Below are 21,165 nucleotides of genomic sequence, written 5' to 3'. Positions count from 1 at the left end.
AACGGCGTAATGACATATTATAGAACCACTCACAGCCGATTTACTGCGGGGTAAATCGGCCCAATTGTTAGAATATATACATAGGGGCGTGCAAGCTGCAGAGCATGAGTACAGCGGTCGGTTCTTGCTGATGCTATGCCAATTTTGAGAAATCAATCCGTCAACAGCACTGCCCGTCAAGAGCAGGTGGCGTTCAGATGAGAGCGTTGAAGAATATTTTGTAGAATGCGATGTTTATGCGGTCAACGTGGCTCTAAGAGCCTACCTCCTGACCCGGAAACATTCACTCTGCGAGAAATACAAACCTGAATGATAGCTTCAGCAGATGAAGCCGACCAACGGCCCTGATGGGTATACCACCTATCTGTTCGAGTGTGATGCAATCGAATCAATCGCTGCTCACACGACTCGCTACTGAACATCCAGTTGTGGTGTTTTCGGCACTGGCAATCGGACTCTCTTGGGCGGTCTGGATCGCGACGTTTTCCGTAACTGCCCCGCGATCAGGACTGGGGTACTTCGGTGTAGCACTTGGGGCCTTCGGCCCTGGCGCCGCGGGAGCGGTCGTGACGCGTCTCCGTGGCGACTCAGTCCGCACTTGGCTCGCGACGATTTTCGATTGGCGGCGACCACTCCGTTGGTACGGACTCGCAATCGCTGTCCCGGTGGTCGGAACCTTCGGAGTTGCTGTTGTCGTTTTCTCGCTTGTTGGGCTCCCTAATAGCAGTTCCCTCGGGAAACTGGCCCCGCTCTTCCTGTTCAATTTCGCGATGACGACGCTGTTCACCGGCGGGAACGAAGAGTTCGGGTGGCGGGGGTTCGCGCTCCCACACCTCCAGAAGCGGTTCAGTGCGCTCACAGCAAGTATTCTAATCGGTGGCGTCTGGGCACTCTGGCACGTCCCGATGTTCGTCTACGGCGTGTACCAGCTCTACCGCTCCTGTACGCCGCCAGCGTGGTCAGTTTCGCGGTTATCCTCACGTGGTATTACAATGTGTCGGATGGGTGCGTTCTCGGTGCCGTGTTGCTTCATGGGACGATCAACGCTACGGTGAACGTCCCTGGGCAGACTGTCGGTGGCACGGCAGCGGTTCCGGTCCCATATGCGGCAGTTCTAGCCGGCGTGTTCGGTGTCCTCGCGACTCTGCTTGTCATCCGCTATGGTCCTGAAACGCTTTCCCACCGAACCGCTGTCCGACCGCGCTGGACGGCAACCCAGTCGGCCAACGAGTCCGGGTCCGGAAGCCCCTCAAACGGTCGACGCGCAACTGACTCGTCCAGCTGACACCCCACCCGACCTGCGTTGCGTTCGGCGTTCGACAGGCAGTATCAGTCTTGTCGTGGCATCCACAAGCCGTAGAGAATCAGTCCTAGACCGGCAAACTCGGGTACCTGAACGAGGGTATTGACAACCGGGGCAGGCAGTTCTAGAAATGTAAATGAATAGCAGGGCCAGTGGGGCCTGAACAAACAGCACCAGTATGAACCCAATCGCGACGTACAACATCGGTCGGCTCTGGTTTTGCCGGTATGCCGTGTATGCGAGATAGCTGATCGCCAATCCGAGAATCATTGTAATGCCCTCGCTGGCTTGGCGAACGGCCCGGAGCGTTTCAAAATCAATCTGGAGCAGTATGTCTAACATATCATGGACCCTCTACGAACTGTGTGAAGCGGTCGACCATCCGGCGCCGGCGTGAGACTGTAATCTCGAAGCCGTCCTCGGTGAGATCGAGTTCAATGTCATCAAGTTCTGTCCGATAAAGCTTGTAGTTCTTCCCATCAGTGACTGGCTGGGTGTCTTCGGTAACAAGATCGTACTCGCGGAGTCGTTCGAGCCGACGATAGACTGTGGGTTCCGAAACCCCAGCGCAGTCGCTGAGCTCTGCCGCCGAGCGAGGCTCCTTTTTCGCCTCGACGAGAATCGTGCGCGCACACTCATCACCGAGCAGATCTGCGAGTGCTTCGGGATCTCGCACGTCAGACACGATATCTGGTTCATCTCCTGTCGTGTCAATATGTGTTGTGCCGTTCCGGGCGTTCCGTCTGACTTCAGTCAGTGAAGCCACCAGAAACTGCCATACACATGTGCACTCAGTTTTCAGGCACAGATGGCGGAGAGACAGGCACAGACTGTACTGCGAACCGTCGCACAGACACTCATAAAAAGTTTTGTCGTGCTCCCGACCATCCTGACCGGGATTGGTTCTGCCACCGGTCGCTGGCTCGCAAGCCGCAGAACCCAGCGCCAGCGCCACAGGACCGTGGCGAGCGGCGTAGCCGGCATGCTGGGGGCAATGTCGTGGACCGCGGTGACGTTCCTCACTTTGAGGGGCACTATCGAACCGATAGGGTATCGGGAAGGCATCGTCCATGTGGGCGTGCTGATGGCGTCGTCGGATGCGTTCGTCCTCTGGCAGGAAGTGGCTATATCCGTCGTACTTGCACTGACGGCCGCCGCGTTTGCAATTTCTGGCGGTGTCATCAGCGGCTTAGTAGAGATACATGGAAGCACCAAGAGTTACCATAGAGATCCCTCATGAGTTACCGACATGTATTACAGTCGCTACCGTGTTCGACCGTCCAATTTCGGGACGTCAATTATTCTCGATAGCACCTAACTGATATGTCTACACGCACACCAACGAGCGTCCTTCTCCCAACGGTTTCCTGGACTAGCGCCTGTGATGAAGTCGCCGCACAGCTAGATCCAGAAGACGAACTACTCATTATTCACGACGATGAGGATGACCCGGTCTTGGGTCGAGAACGACTCCCAGAGAACGTTCGGTTGATCTGTGCCGGCGATCCTATCGGGTGTTCTGGGAAAGCGAATGCCATCGCTGCTGGGATGGAGGCCGCCAATCACGACCGTCTTGTCTGGACCGACGACGATTTTCACCATCCATCTGACTGGCTCAACCAACTCCATCAAGACTACGCTGAATACGGTCCGACGACAGAGTTGCCAGCGTTTGTGGGTCAGGATCCCCTTGCAGTCCTATTGGAACCGATTTATGTCCTTGGTGGCACGCTCGGGACATACATAGGTGACCACGCTTGGGGTGGGGCTGTAATATTTGATAGAAGTGATCTTGACGAGACAGCGTTCCTCTCGGAGCTCCGCCAGACCATCAGCGACGATGGACTCCTCGGAGAACATACCAATGTGACTGCAGTTCAGCGCGTACGCAAGGTCCCGATGGGTGGCAGTCTCCGGCAGACACTTGAACGGCATATCCGGTTCAACCAGATTTTCACAACGCATGATCCAACGGTGGCGAAAGTCTCGTTTGCTGTGTTGGTCGCTGCTCTCATCGGCTGTATCCTCTTCCCGCCCCTCACGGTGGTACTGACACTACTGACAGCAGGTGTTAGTGCTAGCTTTGGAGTTCGGCGTGTCTCACTACTGCTAACAGTGCCGGCCCTTGTAGCTGCTGTCCCCCTCGGTGTGTATGCTTTCGTCCGGGATACGTTTGTTTGGGGAGGGCGGCGGTACCGCTGGCACTCGAAGTTTGATGTTGAAGTGTTAGACAAGTAGTGAACTTTGAGCAAAACTGATGTGTGCAGAGATCACTGCCTGCCGACTTTAGTTGATTATCTGATATTCGATGGCAGGCGATGTGTTGGTCCCAGAACATACAACAGTCGTCCCCTGTATCCTGAACAGGAGGTTCCATAAGGTGTGCACATGCAGACCATGTACCTCGCTTTCCAGTTCGCTCCTAGAGGGCTGGCAGGCCGGCTGAGAACGCGAGAGACGGGCGTGTGCTGGCGTAAGACTGGGAGTCGGGCAGGACAGGTGATTGGCTGGTGTGCTCTCAGCCACCGGGCAGCCGCCGCTGGGCAGCACTCTCGCTCGTTCCGGAGCCGGGACGGGAACAGAGGCGGGACGAGACGGGTGCAGAGTAGAAGGGCCTCGTGTCTGGCAGGAGGTGGGTTCTGGCACTGCTATACCTGGAGTCGAGTAGTGTGGCACTCGTGGTAGGGTCGAGAGAAATAACACTACAGAAAGCGGAATTCACGGCACTGCTGATGGGGGAACTCGTTGCACTATCTTCAGAGGCACTACTGACTATCGGGGCACTGCTGGGACTTGCGGAACCGGAACCACTCCAAACGGAATCGCGACGACGAGTGCGGTGTCGGACCAGCACATCTTGAAAGCCCCACGCCGCTGGCGGTCGCTGACCCGACTCCAACAAGCGCCAGCGGCGTGCCCCTTTCAGTCCCACCCGACTACTGCAGCACAGCAGTAGTCGACGCACGCGTCAGAGTCGCGCGCGATCTGGATGAGGAACCCTCGCGGCCGGCGGCTACGAACGGTCGTCGCTGACACTAGCGTGCTCGTCAGTCTCACCGTACCCAAAGCCGATGCCGCCGTCGAAACCGACGTTCCCGGCCCGCTGCAGTCCCTGCTCACCTCGTGTGACGTATTTATGCCGCCAGAAGTGGTCGCGTAGCTCCGTGGCATTATGTAGTATCAGGACACCCACGCCGCGACTGCGAGCAACGCCTCACAGCCCGCGGCCCTTACACAGTTGCAGACCCTTTCGAGCACAATGATAAGCCGGGTTCTCGGCCACCCTGTGGGCTCGACGGTGGCGAAACCGACGGGATCGAGGTTTCACATATAACGTAGTATGCACTAGACTGACAGCGAGTTTAGTTTGCCCTGGGAACCAAGCGAAGATGAAAGGAGTTCCCGTTCCCCGCGCCGGAGGAGACTTGACATTGCGGGTTGAGAAATGTCGAATTCCTCAGCAAGTTCTTGAGCCGTGACTTTGCGTGGACTCTCGTAGTAGCCGCGAGAGAGCGCAAGAGTGAGTGCGTCTCGTTGTCGGTCTGTCAAACCCCCTTCTGCTATACCATCAGATACCGATGGATCGGAGGTAATAGACACGAGTTCCAACGAAATGTCGTGGTTCTCGCAGCTTTTCCTGAAGTCATTAAACGATTCGTAGTCTCTGAATAGCTTCTTTTCACGCCACTCATTGTCGGTAATCGTTGTCGATTCCAACTGCGTAGCGTCAATATGCTCTGACTCAAACGCCTCGGATATCGACTCCTCAAGTTCGACTGTGAGCTGGTAGACAGTCCCGTCGTTCGTGTCTCCGAGGAGCGTTGCCTCCATGATTTCATCCAGAGCAGCGAGATTCTCTGGTGAGACGTTATCATCGGGGTCAATCCGGACAGTGAATGTCCGCACGTCCGATTGCAGACACAGTGCGTGAACGCATTCTATTTCGTCGACCTCCAGTGTATCCGGAATGCTGACGAGCGGAAGCGACGGCGAACTGATGACGAATTCAGTTACGATGTTCATTGTATCCCCTTGCGATCTATGGGCGTTTAAATTCTGGAGAGAGGGTAGAGAATCGTTCTTCGTATAGGCGAGACTACTGCCCACTCTACGGGAGTCTACGATTGGGATAGCGGTGGCGAGCCGAAATCGTAGTACTGCCCAGGTATCTGACCGAGTCCAGTACGATCACGTCTCTGGGTTAGGCGTTAGTCAGATGAGAGTCGAAGAATTCGGTCAGTTTCTCCACGGCTGGAGAGACGTACTTGTCCTTGTCGTAGAGGTCGGTATGCATCGCACCGCCGATAGTGACTAGTTCGGCGTTCTCGCCAGCCTTTTCAACCGCATTCTCGCTGTAAGGCAGCGTGGCCGCCTCGGTACCAGCAATCATCAACAATGGTCGTGGTGCAATTTTGTCTATGCCATCGAATGGTTCGAACTGGTCAAGGAGGTCGGCGCTGCGGGCGACCCACTGGTTGGTCGCCCGAGGGTGACGGCCACGAGACGTCTTATAGTAGTCAACAAGTTCGCGAATGCTCGTCGGCGTTGAGTCGTCAACCTCGTCCAGTTCCGGCAATGCACTGACCAGTTCAGCGGGGAAGCCGACAGCTTCCTGAGTGCGCAATTCGCCCGCCTGCTCAACCATCTGTTCCCATGCTTCGGGATCGGGACTCCGGAAGAAGTCAGGAACATCCGCTGCGCTGACGGTGGCCACGGCCTTCATCCGATGATCGGTCTGTGCAGCGTGGGGGGCATAGCCGCCGGACCCGCAGATTCCAAGCACACCGATTGCGTCGGGGTCAACGTCCTCACGGGTGGACAGGTACGTCACCGCGCTACGGAAGTCCTCGGCACGCTGGAACGGATCTTCCAAGCCGTGTGGCTCCCCTTCACTTTCGCCTTGGTAGGCTGCATCGAAGGTGAGCACGATGAATCCCCGGTTAACCAGCCGCTGGGCGTAGAGGGCCGGTGACTGTTCTTTGACTGCGGTCGTTTGATGCCCGATCACGATAGCCGGACGCGGCGTCGAAGACGGATTAGCCGGCATGTAAAGGTGCCCGGCAAGGCTCAGGCCTTTGCTCGGGAATTGGACACTTTCGACCTGTGCTTCCAGTTCAGTTGGGTTGTCAACTGACATCATCAAAAACGAGGGCGGGGATTTGCTTGCGTCCAATGTTATACTAAAAATGTCTTTAAATACTCTGTCTAATGTAGTGGTAGATCAGCAACAGTCACCATAGCGGATCGGAAGCAGTCAACGAGTGTCGATGGCGTTGGAGGTTGGTTCCTCGATTTCGCACTTCACGGTGACGTGGAGTTCTCCAGGCGTTCAGTGGGACTGGAGTAGAAGCTCACCGGCATAGATTTTCTGCGGCCGTAGGCAGGTGGCGGCCATCAGCAGGTCCCCAAGAAGTGCTGCAAGTGGTACAAACGACTGTCCCCGATGCGAGATGCTCTTTGAGGAGATTGTAAACAAAAAACCCAGAACATACTTATATGAATTGGACCTATAATTTACAAAGATGCTGACGAAGGCCGGTATCGCATTGCTAGATGCTCTTAGCGCTGGCCGTGCGGCGACTCCAGACGAACTTGCAACAGAAACCGGGTACTCACAGGACCACATCTATGATGTCCTCAATGAGTTGCTCAAGGACGGCTTGCTCACCGAAGCCCGTGGGTCGAAGAACCGACGTCTCGTCCGGGTGACTGACCATCCGGTCGTCGAGTCGTATCGAGACCTCCGTTCGAAGCTCGGGCACGTCGACTGGACTGAGATTCTTTCGCCAGCGACGCTACGGGTGTGCTGGTATCTCGACGAACCACGTCGAGCGACCGAGATTGCAGACCGACTCAACATCACCCGACAGGGTGTCCACAACGCGCTGTCGCCGCTCAAGCACCGTGCGATGCTATCGCCATCGGGCCCAGAATACGCGTTGACGGAAGACCTCTCGCCACTGCAGACGTTTGCACAAGCAGTCGTCACCCATGAACATCGCTCGCGAGCACGAGAACTTGCGCCGAGTGCGACTGTCGAGTGGTGTGACTCGGAGCGAGCACTCATCCGCGTCCAGACACCTGAGGATACGACTGCACTGGAGTCAGCTGCTAAGTGGCGGATCACTGGCCTCGCACGATTTCAGGAGTATGGGCTGCAGTTCTTCCTTGCCGGTGAACCCGCGTTCTGGTACGCTCCCAACGAGGCCCTCACGCCCTCGGAGGTAGTGTGCCACACCCTCGTCCTCGACAGTGGCTCGCGGCGCGTCAGTTACTCGATGCTGTTGATCGAGAAACTGGATATCGAACAGGAGACGCTCACAGAAACGGCAACGTGGTATGATCTGGAGACAGCCGTGGCCGCGATGTACCGACCCCTTCAGGGAGAGTTCGAGGTTGCTGATGACAGCCCGGTCTCCCTCCCGAGTGAAGCAGAATTCACCGCGCTCAAAGAACAGTACGGTGTCCCATGACTGTGTTCAAAGGTGGCGAAGCGATCAGAGCGTTTCTCGAAGAGTTCGACAGCTGGCTCTCAGAACCCGTCGACGTGTATCTCCTCGGCGGCTCAGCGATGACTGGACATCGAGTACAGAGTCGAAGGCCGCATCGAGGAACACAGCGGGGACGTGCAGCTGAAACAATCCATCTTGGAGGAGACGTACAACTAACGGACAGGCGTCGAACGAACCAATGACGCGGTGAAGGACTGCGGCCTCGGGCACGTCCGCGCCCGAGGACGCGTCCACGCACGAACAGAAGTGTTCGTTGCGCTCTGCCTCCGGCTCGTTGTTGCAATCACCAACTACGAGCAAGGAAACAACCCGGGCTGTGAGAAGCTATGAGATCGATTCTATGACAAGCTCGGATAAATCCAAAAAGACGAGATTCGGATGTGGCGCGAGGGGAACTCGCGGATCATCACAGATGTCGAAACTGGCGCCACCACACAGGGAGAGATTCCTCAGATGTCTCTGGAAATGCTTTGTGACGCTGTCTGCCGGCTTCTGTTATCGTTCGCGCATAAGCGGCGCCACTCACTACAGGGACAGGAGTGTCCGCAGTTCTGACGGGCTGTCGAAATGTTGAATGGCATCGGCCACCTCCTGTTTCTCAAACTATTCGTGAGAAGACGGTGTGTCCGGAGCGACCCGCAGTCGTTTTTGCCTGTCGAGACGACACAAATCAATGATGTTAGTCGTGCCTACCCCCATGACAGCCCCACTGGTCGAACGACTTGACACACCCGTGGCGGCATTCCAGTCCAACAGTGACACAGCTATGTGGCGTCCCCAGAGCACCCGTGAGCGACGACGATAGCGACACCGCGAAACCCGCCTCACTCCTGACGAAGACACAGCGGTCCCGGATTTGCGCGGCGTTTGCCGAGCAGGACAAACACCAGCGTCGACGAGACCAACAGCAGATCCGCGAACGAGTCTGGGCCGGAGTGACCGATTTTGACCTCCTCGCTGACTACCCCGACCGGCAGTTTGAACTCGCTTTCGATGACCTTGACGACGAGGAGATGACAGCCACCCTTGCAGACGTGTGGCTGGTTACTGAGCGGCTACGAGCACTCCGCGGCATCGAACGCAAAGCAGTCATCGAGTGCGCCAGCGAGCGTTCAAGCGCGTTGTCGTCAGAGACAGAGGGAGAAAGTATCGACAATGTGGAGCTCGTTCCGGCTGCGACATACCGTCAGCAGGGCCGTGCGGCCGCCGAAGCTGAACACAGGAACCGCTGGGATGAGCGCGTCGACAGCTTGTTGAAGACCGCCGCCGTCGCTGCACTTCCACTACTGGTGGGTTGGTTTGCTGACACGGTGACCGAACAGAATCTGCTAGCGACTCGGGCTGAAGTCGGCATTGCGATGGCCTTCTCAGCGCTGGTCGTTCTCGTAGTGGCCGCTAGCGTCTTTCTAATCAAGGGTGCACAAGCGCTGAAACACGATATCATTCCGGCCACCAGGCGGTTCCGGGAGGATCCGACCGCTATTGTCAACAACATGACAGCGGCGCTCCGGCGGCCCGGAGCGAAACTTAGGGCAATCTGGGACGAGCTCTGATCTCACCGCATCGTCTATGGTTAGACTGGGACCAGATTCAGGACCAACTCGTGGACAGTGACCGTCCATGTCATCGCGTGAGTAATCGCTGTCACAGCCAAATTTTCCGTCCGTTCGTAGGCATAGCCCCAGACCATCCCGGGGAGAGCGGTGGTAATTCCCCAGCGTAGTGCCCCGAACATACCCACATCCGGCGTGAATAGGCCAACTAAGATATGCATGAGTCCGAACAGGAGTCCACCGCTGACCACGACTCCAGCTAAATTGAAGCCTTTGCGGAGCGTTCCTTGGATGATTCCTCGGTAAACGAGTTCCTCGGCTGGGGCAGCGAAGACGAACATTCCGAGGAAAGCGGCTGGCCAGAGCAGCGGCTCGGTCGCAAGGTCAACATGTCCAGTCCCGGCCACTGGGTCAGGGTGTGGCAATCCGAGAGCTGCCAGCACTGGAGGGAGCACGACTCCCTGTATAGCGAACACAAGCGGGATGAAGATGATCCAGGCGGCGTCCTCTAATGTGGGAAGGCGGAGTTTACAGTAGTGGTCAAGATCACCACGCCAGGCAAGAAACACAGCAGCGAAGACTGTGAAGCCGACCTGGATAGAGCGAAGTTGGAGGGCCGAAACGGCAGGGACCGTCAGGACGCCAGCAAAGCGAAGTACAGTACCGGCGACCACGATGCCGACAACACCAGTCACGCACGCGATGACAGCAATTCCCAAGGCTGCCACGCCGGTACGGAGCCGCGTGGAGATCAGGGGGATCCAATCAGCATCCCAGTTGGTCAAGACGCTCATGAGTCACCTCGGGGCGTCAGCCGACTGCAGCGGTGATCGGAGACAGTGTTGCGTACCCTGGACCGGGGTTGGAGTCGTGATGGGGTCGTCAACATCGCAGGTCAATCCGAGGAGGAGAGGATGTATAATGCCAGTTGGCTGTTTACGGGCAGTATACGGCCATACACCCGATTCTATCCGTTTATGTTGACGGCGGTGTACGGGCGTACACCCTTCTATGACACTCTGCCGTGAGGTAGAATGGTTAATTTTTTAATTATTCGGAAATGGGACGACGATATGGTCCCGCTTGAATTGCAAGCTCCCCTCCAAAGCAGTGACATCATCAGTGGTCCTGTAGGCACCGTAGTACTCCTATTCCAGATAGCCCTTGTTGGAGTCCAATTTGCTGGGATGTGGGCGGTATTCAGCAAAGCTGGCCACGCAGGCTGGAAGGCAATCATCCCGATATACAACCTTTACGTGATGCTCCAGATCGGTGAGAACAGATGGTGGTGGCTGCTACTACTGGTTGTTCCGGTTGTGAACCTCTACGCAGTGTACAAAATCCACGCTGGAGTGGCTCAGGCGTTCGGAAGAGGCATTGGGTTCGGGCTTGGGCTCGCATTCCTTGGCATCGTCTTTTTCCCACTCGTAGGCTTTGGTGACGACCAGTATCGCCGCTCAGCCAACTAGCATGATGGACGTACAAGTGCGTCCGTTTGTTGTCACGGCTGCAACACTCTGTCTCATCGTGCTCGCCGGTTGCGGACAGCCCGCTGGCTCACTCTCAATGGACCCGGTGAACGACAGAGAGCTAGCTAACAACGCCAGCACGCAGATCTCTGAAGAGACTTGGCAGCCCCAGAAGATCACGACCGCGGCGTACGGGTCCTCCGTCAGGCCGTCAAAAACGACTCAGCGACGGTCGCTGCGACGGAACCGCCGCACAGTGCTAACGAGACGGTGTACCAGACCAGTGACCGGTTCTACACGCTTTCGTACACTGCGGTCAACACGACGACCGGCCGCCAAGTGACGTACCTCTTTGATAAGAACGCGACGACAAATGAGACCGATCAAAACAGGCTGACTGTCGTCGACTACGATGATCTACCGCCGACCGACCAAGCGATGCTTCACCCCACCGTATCGTACCTCTCAAGGGACAGCCTCGAGGAAGATGAGGTTCGGCCTGGAGGCGTTGAGAGAGAATGGACCTACTCCCCAGCCGAATTGAACCGGTCGGCGATTGCTGACGGCCAGTACGATGCGGTCAGGTATGAAGGCACGCTGATTCAACTTGAGGTCGTGTCGAACGAGTCCCAACCCCTGACAGTGTACCGATACCGGCCTATGACGGTAGCGAGCGGCGTCGGCCCGTACGCCGCGTGTCTTCGTGACACATATGCGTTCGAACTGAACGGGCTTGACTCAGATACACGAGCGGTCGTGGCTGAGGCAACCAGCGAGACGTACCGCGCGGAAAATACCAGTGACACGGCGTTCCGGTCGATTCTTGACCGGTTCCACGACCATACGGCGGTTTCGGCAACCGACCAGTCCGGCTCATGGCTCGTCCGATACAACGGGCAACTCTACTGGGCCGAACTCCGATATTACGCATTCGATGAGTACGAGCAGATAGCAGCGGCTGACTCGCCCGCAGTCACCTGTTCGCGATAACGCGTCTGAAGGTGACTCCATGAGAATCCCGCTGAAATCCCTGGAGCGTGAAGTACGTCATGGAGTCACCCTCGTGCGTCCCGAGAAGGGAGATGTCGAACGCGAGATAGAAGTACGCCGCTCCGGCGTAGGTTGCTGCCGTCGCGAGCACCGGGAACCAATCCAGAATGAGAACATAATCAGTGGTTGGTAATACAGCTTCTTTATTGGGGTAACTCTCTGAAACTGAAACGGCTGTGTCGGTCAGTACAGACAAAGCATTGACGACTCAGAGGTGACCGATATGAGGCAGGGACGTTTCTATGTATAAGCTGGTATATGAAGTGAGATGATACTACCGGTGGGTTCAGCATCGTTAAATTGGATATCGCCGTCCAATCGAGACATGATTCGTTTGACTAACCACAACCCCATCCCACTGCTGTGTGTCAACGAATCAATGTTATCTTTCCCTGAAATCACGCTTCGTTCTTCGGGTGGGATTCCCGGCCCGTTATCTATAATTTGGAGTTCAACCATCGTGGCGTGTTTTGTTGCCGTTATCTTCACCTGTGCTGGCGCGTCGCCAGTATGTACAATTGCGTTCTCGACGAGTTCTTCGATGCCCCGTTGTAACTCAGGGATCAATAGTAGCTGTACGTCCGCCGGGACTTCGACTGTAATCTCTACGTCTGGATACTCTGTCATCACTCGTTTGACAGCGGTATCCACAACATCGGCGATGTTGAGGTAAGTTGGATCGGACGGGTTTACAAGAATTTCAACGATTTCGCGCTGCTTGTCAGTTTGTTCAAGGATGCGATCGGCTACTTTGTCAATCGTCATAGCTAATTCTGCTCCCTGATCTGAGCCCTGATCTTGAATCATCTCCGCGTGACCCAGAATCACGTTCAACTCGTTGTGAAGGGTGTGCCGTAGCATCCGATCAAGGGACGCAATATGTTGTTCTCGCTCGATCTGGTCAGTCAGATCATGCATCGTCGCAACGATCCCCTCAATCTGCCCAGTGTCGTCTTCGAGCGGATAATATCGGATGTCAAACGTGCGGTCTGCTCGTGCCGGTCGTGTTCGCGCCATCCGGTATTGGACTGTCTCGCCATTAAACGCTTGCTCCAAGTATGGTTCGACCGTCTTGTAGATCTCTGAGCCGATGCCGTCGCTGAGCATCATCTCGGTCAGAGAGTCGTTATCGAGGCCGTGGAAGTCGCGGTATGCCTCATTAGCAAAGAGATAGTGCTTTTCTTCACCGATTGCGGCGATCAACTCCTCGGAACCTTCAACCGCAGATTCGTACTGCCGAAGCTTGAACTCCCGCTCCTTACGGTCGGAGATATCCTGCTGAATGGCGACGTACGCCTCGATTTCACCATTGTCGTCAGTTAATGGTGCAATCGTCTGGTGCGCATAGTACACATCACCTGATTTCCGTTGGTCTTGAATCTCTTCCTCCCAGACGTCTCCACTGGAGATTGTCGACCACAATCGCTCGTAGTACTCGTCGGACATTTCGCCGGATTTGAGTATACGTGGGGTCTGGCCAACGACTTCCTCGCTTTCGTAGCCGGTGGCCCGCTCAAAGGCTGGATTTACGTACGTGATAGTGCCATCCGGATCGGTCATATAGATCGAGTGGCCAGCCGATTCGACCGCTCGCTGGAACCGACGAAGCATCTGGTGGTATTCGACGCGTTCGGTCATGTTCTCCTGGAACCCGATGTAGTTTGTGACCTCGCCCGTACCGTCGGTAACTGGTGCAATTGTCACGCGATTCCAGAACTCCGTCCCATCTTTGCGGTAGTTCTGCAGTTCCACAGTCACGGGTTCTTCAGCGTCGATGGCCTCACGCATCTCGGCGACTGGGCTAGGATCGGTGTTTTCACCTTGGAGAAATCGAGTGTTTTGACCGACTACATTTTCTTGCTGATAGCCGGTCAATTCTGAGAACTTGTCGTTCGCGTAGACGAGCGGATTGTCCGGTTGGTTGGCATCAGCTATCGTGATGCCGATGGGCGCTTCGTCGATGGCCCGATTCGTGAGGTGCAGTTCTTTCTGCTGACTAACATCCTGAAAAATGAGAATGACTGCCGGTGCTTCGGCCCACATCGCTCTGGCTGCGGTAATCTCAACTGGGATATGTACTCCATTGGAAGCGATGAGTTTCCCGTTACGGTGGTCAAGAGTCCGAGAACCGGACTGTACTGCATCAAGGAAATAACTGATAGAAGTATCGTCGTCTGAGAGGAGAACGTCCGCTACAGAGTCGTTCGATATCTGACTGCGGTCGCCGCCGTAGATGTCAGTCACTCCACTCTCGTTGAGATACGCTATTTCGCCGTCCTGAACGATGGCAATGATATCGTGTGCAGCGTTGAGGAGTGTTTTGGCTCGTGCTTCCGTATCGACGATATCACGCTGGTTGCGGTAGTATCTGACTGCATCGGTGATGAGTGTCGCAAGGTGATCCCACGGATTCTCGTGCTGTTCTTTGACGATATAATCGGTGACGCCAGCAGAAATGGCACGACTGGCGACCGCTTCGCTCCCCTCGCTTGTAAATAGCATAAACGGAAGTATCGGAGCCTGTGCACGCACAGATTCAAGAAACGCGACGCTATCCGCATCTGGTAGGTCGTGATCGCTGACAATGCAATCAATCTGTGTCTCTCTTCCCAATATATCAGTAGCCTCTCCGACCGAAGCTGCGGATACGACCCGGATATCGCCGTGATCCGGAAGCACACGTTCACAGGCGGTGGCAAATTCCTTGTCGGCTGTAACTGTCAGGACGCGAATTAGATCCACGATTCTATACACTACCAAACCTCTGTCTCTCAATCAATTTGGCTATTCTCTCTTTGGTATCTCTGAGCGTGTCATAGAAACATCCTCACGAGATTTGTTCCATCGATATTTGACTGAATCACCAGTTCGGTAAGCACGCTTACTGAACGGGCATTTCACCCCTACAGCTGAATAAAGAAACCGTATTGACAACTACTGTAATAGAAAACGGCACCGCTCACCACCTCGAACAGGCCGGCGACGGGGTGTGCTACCCTGGGGGAGCGTTCGGTCACGGTTCGGAAGTGGGTAGTTCGACACGTCGGCTTATCCCTCTCAGTACGGGTTCCATACGTACACCACCCCCGCGTACAGGACGCCCTTATGGCTCCAACCGAGAGTGCTTCGATACCAGCTCTCTCGATGAGCAGAAACGCCGTCAGCGAAACGACGCCGAACCAGAGCGCCCCCTAAACCATGGATTGCTGCTCCCGTGACAGCGTCTCCGGCCAGCTGCTGATGGGAGTCCAGTTGTCAGCCACGATTAGTCAGGAACGCCCCCGCGCTATTGACCACGTCGCTGTCGTCCCGGGTGCCCTTCCTCGCGGGCCAGTGGTGGCGAGCGCGGCAACAGTCCGTGTTTTCGCACCGTTCGGGCCGGCAGAGCCCTCGCCAGCGATGATCATATCGAGCATCTGGCTGACAGTGAATAAATGTGGGCTCCTGTTTCCGCGCTAGAAACCGGCGGCGAGCTGGGACGCACCGCTGCAGTTCGGTCAATCGAGCGATTCCGCGTTTCGGGGAGCGAGATACTCTCCATCTTTCATGGAGACATCCTGTTCTCAAACTGTTACGGAGTGAAAGCGGCTGCCGTCTTCCATTTTCAATAGAGCGCGGATTCCGCGCTCTGTGTGACCAATCCGGCAGCCCGCTCACCGATGGCAATGACAGGTGCGTTAGTGTTCCCGCTTACGATTTTCGGTATAATGGAGGCATCCGCGACCCGTAGGTCCTCAACTCCTCTGACGCGGAGTTTCGGGTCGACAACGGACATATCGTCGGCTGCAGGTCCCATTTTGCACGTTCCAACTGGATGGTACACGGTGTGACATGTCTCTCGGATGTGGGCCTCAATTTCGTCGTCTGTCTGGACGTCTTCACCGGGCCAGACTTCTTTCCCACGGATCTCGTCAAACGGTTCAGCCTGTGCAATTTCCCGGGCTTTCTTGACACCCTCCCGAAGAACTGTCAGATCGGAGTCAGCGCTGAGATACTGTGGGTCGATGACAGGATCATCCGCTGGGTCATCCGACTCTAGTTCTACGGTTCCAACGCTTTCCGGGCGGACCTGGGTTGACCCAATAGAGAACCCCTGCCCGTCAGGGTTGTCGAAGCCGTGGTTCATGTAGTAGGACGGGGTAAAGTGAAACTGGAGATCCGGGGCGGGCTGGTCATCATCGACGTATGTATACCCACCACCTTCCGCGATATTTGAGGTCGGAGCAGGCCCCTCCCCAGCAGTCCGCTCATAGGCGACGAATGCAAACAAGTGATCCTGAAGGTTCTGCCCCACGCCCGGGAGATGAATACGGGTGTCGATGTCGTGTTCAGCCAAGTGGTCCGACGGGCCGATGCCTGAGAGCATCAGTAACTGCGGTGAATTGAACGCCCCGGCGCAGATGAGGATCTCACCGGCGGCGTCCGGGCTATGCGTCGTGCCGTTCTGTTCGTACGTAACCCCGGTCGCTCGGTTATCTTCAAACCGAACCTCGGTAGCCTGTGCCCGCGTTTCGATAGTGAGATTCGGTCTGTCAAGCACCGGTTTGATGTACGCCGCAGCACTGCTGCAGCGCTTGCCATCCCGTTGTGTAACGTGATACAGCCCTGCACCGACTTTCGACTTGCCATTGAAATCGAGGTTGTGACTGAGACCACACGCTTGCGCGGCCTCGATATATCGCTCGGTCGCCGGGTGCGGGTCAACCTGGTCGCTTACTGTCAACGGGCCGTCTGTTCCGTGATATGCTGACTCTCCGCTTCCGCGGAAGTCCTCGGAGCGCTTGAAAAGCCGGCGCATCTCCTCGGACGACCAGCCATCGTTCCCGAGGTCCGCCCAGTTATCATAGTCCCAGGGGCACCCGCGGTTGTATATTTGCGCGTTTATCGAACTCGACCCGCCGAGAGTCTTTCCTTGCGGGTGGTACAATCGCCGATCGTTTAGTTCGGACTGTGGCTCAGTGTAGTACTCCCAGTCAACATCCGACTTGAATAGGTGCGAGAACAGTGCGGGAGTAGTGATCTCTTTTTCGCGCGTTTCTTCTGGAGCACCCGCTTCAAGGAGCAAGACCTCAGTCTCGGGGTCTTCTGAGAGCCGACGTGCGGCCGCACACCCTGCGGAACCAGCGCCGACAACAATGTGATCGAAGTTTGCCATCTGGAGCGGTGACAACATCCAAGTCCTGGCACAATAAACGTGTATGATTGTTTTCTGACGGTTTATCCGCCAGCCTGAGCCGCCTCGGTTACCAGCAACACAGACGTGGACTTCGGGTTGAGTTCCGCTGACCATTGGCTCCGATATGCCGACGTGGAGTACGGCGTCGACGGAGACGCGATCGTCGCCCACAATCGCCTGTTCTGACAACTGCTCTGTCGGGTCGTGAGACGGACGGAGCCTGCGCATCGAGCGTGACTGGCTTGACGACCGACTCGGGACCGAAACCGTGACAGTGGCCCTAGATGACGACATGCTCCGGTTCCCGTAGTTGGAGTCCTGCGACGAGGGTTGCGGCGTTCGATCGTCGGCTCGATCGGCCAGCGAAATGAACACTGTAGCGGCAGGCGGCCAACGCCTGTACGGTCAGCAGACCGTGTTCACATCCTCATCCAGTTTGGAGAGTAAAGACGCGTCTATCGGCGGCGTTCAGCTGTGATAGATATCCACTTGACGTCGGGTAGGGTGGGCTACGCGATATATTGCAGTATCCTGACGGGACTTTCGTTCCTGAAGACAAGCCCGCTATGTCTCCGTAACAACGGTTCAAACGCCACGCCACCGCTTGGCTCCTCCCACCTCCGCAGGATGGGATTCCCGGGCATTTAGATATCCAGTTCCAAGTTACTCGATCCCGGCGCGTATCTCACGAACGACCGATAACACTGACCGCCACTGTGTCGCCGAGCCAGGGATACCGTCCTCGTCACTTCCAGCGCGGTCCGTAATCGCTGCCTGAACTGTCTCGGGATCGTCGATCCGCCGGAACTGCAGATCATCGCCGCCCGCGACTTCGACGGTGACGGTTCCGTAGCCGAAGGCTGAGCCCGTGACGGACCGGCTGTAACCGGTGTTTTGGACCTTGTTTAGTCCGACGCGACGGACAGTGCGACCGGCTATGCCGTGTTTCAGCCAGACCGCCCGCGTCGTGAGCAGGTACTTCGTCCGTCGCACCCGGAGGATGGCCCAAGCCATCACCCCGACGCCAGGAGCGACACCAATGGCCGCTCGTGGGTCCGCGAGCACCGCCGCTGCGGCTGCGAGGGTACACACTGCGATCCCGACACCGACGCCGGGGAGCGCCGCCGAGAGCCGCGGCTGCCCCTCCCAAGCGACGCGCTCGTCGGTGTGCCGGAACCACCAATCGTCGCTCATCGCTCCTCAGAGGCTGTTCTGTCACTGGAGTGCTGTTCCCCGCCGACCGGATCGTTGCCATCGTTGTCGGCCAGTTCCTGACGGATCGCCTGGAGCTCGTGGAGGATCTCGTCTAGCACGTCGCTGGTGTCGGCTTCCTCTGCCCCGTTGCTCTGCTCCCGGTTATCGACCTCTCGTGCGATCAGTTCCTGCACCGACGCCGGATCCGGGATACTGCGGAACTTGAGTTCGACGCCCGACCCGCCAGCCGTGCTGACGTCGACGGAACCGTATCCGAACGACGACCCCAGCGCCGACTGCGAGTAGGAGATATTCTGTATCTTCTCGAATCCGATTTGTTGGACATCGCGAGACAGAATTCCGCGCTTGCTGTAGAGCCCGCGATTCGTGACGACATAGTTCGTGTTCGTGTATTGGAGGTACGAGCTAACGAGGATCGGAATCCCGATGAGGACCAGCGAAAGCGGGATCCCGATGATGAATGCGGGCACGAGACTGTACTTGTGGGGCGTACTCGCCCACTGAATCGATTCCCCATCTTCGAGTGTGAGCCACTCAAGATCGAGGTCGACTGCATCAGCTGAATCGCGCTTTGGGGTGTCCTGGAGGGCCGTATTGGACATACATCCGTCATGATGATCGAGTCAGAAAATCATAACGAGTTGCGAGTGGCCGACTCCTTTGGCCCCAGTATCAATGCTTGACCGAGACTGTTCACGGATACGCCAGAAACGGTCGGTCTATGATATATTCAGGCACACAATATTTATTTAATGAATATACTTATATTAGTATAACCTATCGACATGATTGGGCCAATTATTGAGGTGATTGTTAAGGTGGCTTTTGAGGTTGTCTTTGAGATCATAATAGAGCCCATTGCCAGTGTCATATGGAGGTTCCTGCTTGTTGTGATCGGCATCGTAACGGCGGCTATCGGTATTACAGTGATTAACGAGTCACCGAAGGCAGGTGGGGCACTAATTATTGTTGGGACGGTCTTGCTGGGAGGGTCACTCGTCTCGTTGTATCGATAGTGGATTGATACCGAGACAGGGAGCAGCCGTATTCAAGCGGGTGATGGAGACATATTCGTGAAGAACGTAACACAGTCTCGATGCTGTTGATCTGTGCTGTACTCCACACGGTATGGTTAGCAAGTATCGGCGAATTCAAGTGAAAAACCGCCACCCCTGAGCGACACGAAACCACACACCGGACCACAGTGAGACCAGCGCTGGAGCCCCGGGTAGGTTGCTGTCGCGGACTGCAAGATACTTGACCGTCACGACCCCGGTACACAGGAGCGCCGCGAGTTCAACTGATCCGAACACCAGTTCCTCGAAGGTCTCGCCGCCGTAGGCCTGTACTATTGGGACAGCGAAGTATACGATCTGGGAACCACCACCCAGTAGAATCAATCTTGATGGAACCCAGGTCGCGTCGGTCGCTCTCACACGTCGTCGGTCCAGCACCAGTCCCGCAACGTAGACCGGTGTATAGAGGTGGCCCAGCCCGAGGAACAAAAGCATCAGCCCTCCGGGGAACAACGGAATGAACTTCGGTAGGCCGAAGGCTGTCGTTGCGGTGCTGATGAGTGCAAATAGGAGCACGCCGGCTGAGAGCCCCGGTTGTCAGAACTGGATGGACGGCAAGCACAGTGGCCCACCGCCACGATGCGTTCACCTCGTTGGTGGCCAATGTATCCAATTCTTTGATTCTCGACATAATTAACCGTTGTTCCAGCCTGTGGGCTGATTTATTGCATGCCGACCAGACTGGGCAAACGGTGACGCGAAGGGAGGTGCGAAGGCTGCATGAAAGCCGATCGTCCGTCCCCCTGATAGTGCTCCACCTGGGGTCCTCGTCGGGATCATATACGTCCCCCCAGTCGAGTCCTTTCTCTGGGTCGACTCATCGAGAACATTTGCTCTATTCCTCCTCTTTCCGTCTCTTGCCATCATCGCTATTGTATTGTTCTCTCTGACGCTACTCGGTCTATTCTGGCTCTATAACAGGGGAAAGACCGAAGCCTTACGTGAGAGAACTACCCCCGAGTCGGTGGAGGCCGGCCGCCATCACAAATCTGTGGTGACGACCGAACCGGAATTAGAATCCAATTCAACAAACAGACTACCGGTAGTATTGATGGCAGTCATCTGTGCAAGCAGTCGGCTATTCACCCGCTAGATGTGTCGGTGAGAAAATAGGGTATCGTCGGCATCGCTGACGGAGGCACCACGCCAGACAATATGACCTCCTGAATCGATTTCGACCAAGTTTTTACCCCGCTCAGATTGGTACGTCGAGTCAGAAACACCGTCCGAATGCGGGTCAAGAACAACCCCCACACCGTGTTCAAACGGGAGTGCAGACCAAATCTGATTGGGAAAGCGCTGTTCAGTGCCTGTCCCGACAACTGTACCACGATAATCTACCTGTATATCCTCACTCAGGTCACTTGCACGGTGGTCTCGATGAGCAGCGTCCAGCCCGAGGCAACGTCCGAGTCTATCGGTTCTGTGGGGACAGAGCCGATATCTCCGGTGAGGCGTTCACCTACGTCCGGTGGCCCGGCGAAGTGGATCGAGACGATGGCGTGTTCGAGTTTACGATTTGCCGGGATGTGCGCTTCAGGACCGCGACAGCGTCCAGCAGGCGGCGTCGCTCTTCCACGAAGCAGATCGAGACCATCTCCTCACCTGCGACGTCTGTGAGGCTGTTGTTGCGCGTCGGCTAGTACTCGCCATCCAGCAGCAGAGACGTATCGGCTCGCAAGCGTCATCCCTTGGTCAGTGAATATCAACGGCTTCGACGGAACAGCGACCTCTTGCACTGGGTGCGGTCCCATCGTGCCGGTCGACTGCGTGAAACGTCTTTACCGGACATACGATGAGGAAGTGTCTCA

General features: G+C 56.2%; 21 protein-coding genes and 3 pseudogenes. 13 read left to right on the top strand and 11 right to left on the bottom strand.

The genetic code is table 11. The features are described from left to right. The first annotated feature begins 377 nt into the window (after nt 1–377). Entirely contained in the window at nt 378–1,055 is a 678-nt protein-coding gene (locus tag ACODNH_RS21070; protein WP_434531503.1) for a CPBP family glutamic-type intramembrane protease, read from the top strand. Then, entirely contained in the window at nt 1,052–1,285 is a 234-nt protein-coding gene (locus ACODNH_RS21065) for a hypothetical protein (RefSeq protein WP_434531749.1), read from the top strand. Before ACODNH_RS21070 ends, ACODNH_RS21065 begins: the two co-directional genes overlap by 4 nt. Here ACODNH_RS21065 and ACODNH_RS21060 read toward each other — a convergent pair. Together ACODNH_RS21060 and ACODNH_RS21055 are read right to left on the bottom strand one after the other, a co-directional pair. After that, complete coding sequence (locus ACODNH_RS21060) at nt 1,250–1,573, bottom strand: DUF7521 family protein (RefSeq protein ID WP_434531735.1); 324 nt, start codon at nt 1,571–1,573, stop codon at nt 1,250–1,252. The genes ACODNH_RS21065 and ACODNH_RS21060 overlap by 36 nt on opposite strands. A gap of 73 nt (nt 1,574–1,646) precedes the next feature. After that, entirely contained in the window at nt 1,647–1,988 is a 342-nt protein-coding gene (locus ACODNH_RS21055) for an ArsR/SmtB family transcription factor (protein WP_434531502.1), read from the bottom strand. Between the two features lie 123 nt (nt 1,989–2,111). Between ACODNH_RS21055 and ACODNH_RS21050 the strand changes: the two genes are divergently transcribed. From ACODNH_RS21050 to ACODNH_RS21040, 3 genes and pseudogenes are all read left to right on the top strand, one after another. Beyond that, the gene (locus tag ACODNH_RS21050) at nt 2,112–2,543 is read left to right on the top strand and encodes a hypothetical protein (RefSeq protein WP_434531501.1); all 432 of its coding nucleotides are present in this window, start codon (nt 2,112–2,114) and stop codon (nt 2,541–2,543) included. An 83-nt stretch (nt 2,544–2,626) separates the two neighbouring features. Further along, entirely contained in the window at nt 2,627–3,541 is a 915-nt protein-coding gene (locus ACODNH_RS21045; RefSeq protein WP_434531500.1) for a glycosyltransferase, read from the top strand. A gap of 751 nt (nt 3,542–4,292) precedes the next feature. After that, nucleotides 4,293–4,633, top strand: a pseudogene (locus ACODNH_RS21040) (hypothetical protein); the annotation flags it as partial. A gap of 15 nt (nt 4,634–4,648) precedes the next feature. Here ACODNH_RS21040 and ACODNH_RS21035 read toward each other — a convergent pair. Beyond that, nucleotides 4,649–5,326 (bottom strand): helix-turn-helix domain-containing protein, encoded by a 678-nt coding sequence (locus ACODNH_RS21035; protein WP_434531499.1) that lies wholly within the window; start codon nt 5,324–5,326, stop codon nt 4,649–4,651. A 178-nt stretch (nt 5,327–5,504) separates the two neighbouring features. Continuing rightward, entirely contained in the window at nt 5,505–6,440 is a 936-nt protein-coding gene (locus ACODNH_RS21030; protein WP_434531498.1) for an alpha/beta hydrolase, read from the bottom strand. Nucleotides 6,441–6,825: 385 nt separating this feature from the next. Here ACODNH_RS21030 and ACODNH_RS21025 point away from each other — a divergent pair, with 385 nt between their 5' ends. From ACODNH_RS21025 to ACODNH_RS21010, 4 genes and pseudogenes are all read left to right on the top strand, one after another. Then, nucleotides 6,826–7,776: a MarR family transcriptional regulator gene (locus tag ACODNH_RS21025; protein WP_434531497.1), complete on the top strand. Its 951-nt coding sequence runs from the start codon at nt 6,826–6,828 to the stop codon at nt 7,774–7,776. 105 nt (nt 7,777–7,881) lie between these two features. After that, nucleotides 7,882–8,145 (top strand): annotated as a pseudogene (locus tag ACODNH_RS21020) (transposase); the annotation flags it as partial. Between the two features lie 27 nt (nt 8,146–8,172). Further along, a complete protein-coding gene (locus ACODNH_RS21015; RefSeq protein WP_434531734.1) occupies nt 8,173–8,370 on the top strand; it encodes a type II toxin-antitoxin system HicB family antitoxin in 198 nt (65 codons plus the stop codon). Between the two features lie 233 nt (nt 8,371–8,603). Beyond that, nucleotides 8,604–9,368, top strand: coding sequence for a hypothetical protein (locus ACODNH_RS21010; protein ID WP_434531496.1), 765 nt, complete (start codon nt 8,604–8,606; stop codon nt 9,366–9,368). Between the two features lie 20 nt (nt 9,369–9,388). On the opposite strand, the gene ACODNH_RS21005 is transcribed toward ACODNH_RS21010, so the two are convergent. Next, nucleotides 9,389–10,162 carry a lysostaphin resistance A-like protein gene (locus ACODNH_RS21005; RefSeq protein WP_434531495.1) on the bottom strand — a complete coding sequence of 258 codons (774 nt, stop codon included), beginning with the start codon at nt 10,160–10,162 and terminating at the stop codon, nt 9,389–9,391. A gap of 279 nt (nt 10,163–10,441) precedes the next feature. Between ACODNH_RS21005 and ACODNH_RS21000 the strand changes: the two genes are divergently transcribed. Together ACODNH_RS21000 and ACODNH_RS20995 are read left to right on the top strand one after the other, a co-directional pair. Then, on the top strand, nt 10,442–10,837 hold the full coding sequence (locus ACODNH_RS21000) for a DUF5684 domain-containing protein (protein ID WP_434531494.1): 396 nt from the start codon (nt 10,442–10,444) through the stop codon (nt 10,835–10,837). Nucleotides 10,838–10,996: 159 nt separating this feature from the next. Next, on the top strand, nt 10,997–11,827 hold the full coding sequence (locus tag ACODNH_RS20995) for a hypothetical protein (RefSeq protein ID WP_434531493.1): 831 nt from the start codon (nt 10,997–10,999) through the stop codon (nt 11,825–11,827). Here ACODNH_RS20995 and ACODNH_RS20990 read toward each other — a convergent pair. The 5 genes from ACODNH_RS20990 to ACODNH_RS20970 form a co-directional block, all read right to left on the bottom strand. Further along, nucleotides 11,811–11,978 carry a hypothetical protein gene (locus ACODNH_RS20990; RefSeq protein WP_434531492.1) on the bottom strand — a complete coding sequence of 56 codons (168 nt, stop codon included), beginning with the start codon at nt 11,976–11,978 and terminating at the stop codon, nt 11,811–11,813. The two genes, ACODNH_RS20995 and ACODNH_RS20990, sit on opposite strands and share 17 nt — an antisense overlap. A gap of 149 nt (nt 11,979–12,127) precedes the next feature. Further along, the gene (locus ACODNH_RS20985; protein WP_434531733.1) at nt 12,128–14,629 is read right to left on the bottom strand and encodes a PAS domain S-box protein; all 2,502 of its coding nucleotides are present in this window, start codon (nt 14,627–14,629) and stop codon (nt 12,128–12,130) included. 862 nt (nt 14,630–15,491) lie between these two features. Next, the gene (locus ACODNH_RS20980) at nt 15,492–17,060 is read right to left on the bottom strand and encodes a GMC family oxidoreductase (protein WP_434531491.1); all 1,569 of its coding nucleotides are present in this window, start codon (nt 17,058–17,060) and stop codon (nt 15,492–15,494) included. A 666-nt stretch (nt 17,061–17,726) separates the two neighbouring features. Continuing rightward, nucleotides 17,727–18,257: a PH domain-containing protein gene (locus tag ACODNH_RS20975; protein WP_434531490.1), complete on the bottom strand. Its 531-nt coding sequence runs from the start codon at nt 18,255–18,257 to the stop codon at nt 17,727–17,729. Beyond that, nucleotides 18,254–18,880, bottom strand: a complete 627-nt coding sequence (locus ACODNH_RS20970; protein WP_434531489.1) for a PH domain-containing protein — start codon at nt 18,878–18,880, stop codon at nt 18,254–18,256. The genes ACODNH_RS20975 and ACODNH_RS20970 overlap by 4 nt, the downstream gene beginning before the upstream one ends. A gap of 183 nt (nt 18,881–19,063) precedes the next feature. Here ACODNH_RS20970 and ACODNH_RS20965 point away from each other — a divergent pair, with 183 nt between their 5' ends. Beyond that, entirely contained in the window at nt 19,064–19,294 is a 231-nt protein-coding gene (locus tag ACODNH_RS20965; protein WP_434531488.1) for a hypothetical protein, read from the top strand. Between the two features lie 135 nt (nt 19,295–19,429). Here the strand turns inward: ACODNH_RS20965 and ACODNH_RS20960 are convergent, their stop codons facing one another. Then, the gene (locus tag ACODNH_RS20960) at nt 19,430–19,870 is read right to left on the bottom strand and encodes a hypothetical protein (RefSeq protein WP_434531487.1); all 441 of its coding nucleotides are present in this window, start codon (nt 19,868–19,870) and stop codon (nt 19,430–19,432) included. Between the two features lie 864 nt (nt 19,871–20,734). Here ACODNH_RS20960 and ACODNH_RS20955 point away from each other — a divergent pair. Beyond that, a pseudogene (locus ACODNH_RS20955) lies at nt 20,735–21,160 on the top strand (hypothetical protein); the annotation flags it as partial. Nucleotides 21,161–21,165 lie beyond the last annotated feature (5 nt).

It is taken from the genome of Haloarcula sp. NS06, assembly GCF_051122755.1.
GTDB lineage: Archaea > Halobacteriota > Halobacteria > Halobacteriales > Haloarculaceae > Haloarcula.
Note: the sequence above shows the minus strand (reverse complement) of the source record. Positions and strands in the feature narration are given on the sequence as shown.

What these genes read in the sequence shown, in the direction of transcription:
- ACODNH_RS21070 (WP_434531503.1), top strand. Translation starts at nt 378, where the DNA reads ATGCAATCGAATCAATCGCTGCTCACACGACTCGCTACTGAACATCCA.
- ACODNH_RS21060 (WP_434531735.1), bottom strand. Translation starts at nt 1,573, where the DNA reads ATGATTCTCGGATTGGCGATCAGCTATCTCGCATACACGGCATACCGG.
- ACODNH_RS21050 (WP_434531501.1), top strand. Translation starts at nt 2,112, where the DNA reads ATGGCGGAGAGACAGGCACAGACTGTACTGCGAACCGTCGCACAGACA.
- ACODNH_RS21045 (WP_434531500.1), top strand. Translation starts at nt 2,627, where the DNA reads ATGTCTACACGCACACCAACGAGCGTCCTTCTCCCAACGGTTTCCTGG.
- ACODNH_RS21035 (WP_434531499.1), bottom strand. Translation starts at nt 5,326, where the DNA reads ATGAACATCGTAACTGAATTCGTCATCAGTTCGCCGTCGCTTCCGCTC.
- ACODNH_RS21030 (WP_434531498.1), bottom strand. Translation starts at nt 6,440, where the DNA reads ATGTCAGTTGACAACCCAACTGAACTGGAAGCACAGGTCGAAAGTGTC.
- ACODNH_RS21025 (WP_434531497.1), top strand. Translation starts at nt 6,826, where the DNA reads ATGCTGACGAAGGCCGGTATCGCATTGCTAGATGCTCTTAGCGCTGGC.
- ACODNH_RS21005 (WP_434531495.1), bottom strand. Translation starts at nt 10,162, where the DNA reads ATGAGCGTCTTGACCAACTGGGATGCTGATTGGATCCCCCTGATCTCC.
- ACODNH_RS21000 (WP_434531494.1), top strand. Translation starts at nt 10,442, where the DNA reads ATGGTCCCGCTTGAATTGCAAGCTCCCCTCCAAAGCAGTGACATCATC.
- ACODNH_RS20980 (WP_434531491.1), bottom strand. Translation starts at nt 17,060, where the DNA reads ATGTTGTCACCGCTCCAGATGGCAAACTTCGATCACATTGTTGTCGGC.
- ACODNH_RS20975 (WP_434531490.1), bottom strand. Translation starts at nt 18,257, where the DNA reads ATGAGCGACGATTGGTGGTTCCGGCACACCGACGAGCGCGTCGCTTGG.
- ACODNH_RS20970 (WP_434531489.1), bottom strand. Translation starts at nt 18,880, where the DNA reads ATGTCCAATACGGCCCTCCAGGACACCCCAAAGCGCGATTCAGCTGAT.
- ACODNH_RS20965 (WP_434531488.1), top strand. Translation starts at nt 19,064, where the DNA reads ATGATTGGGCCAATTATTGAGGTGATTGTTAAGGTGGCTTTTGAGGTT.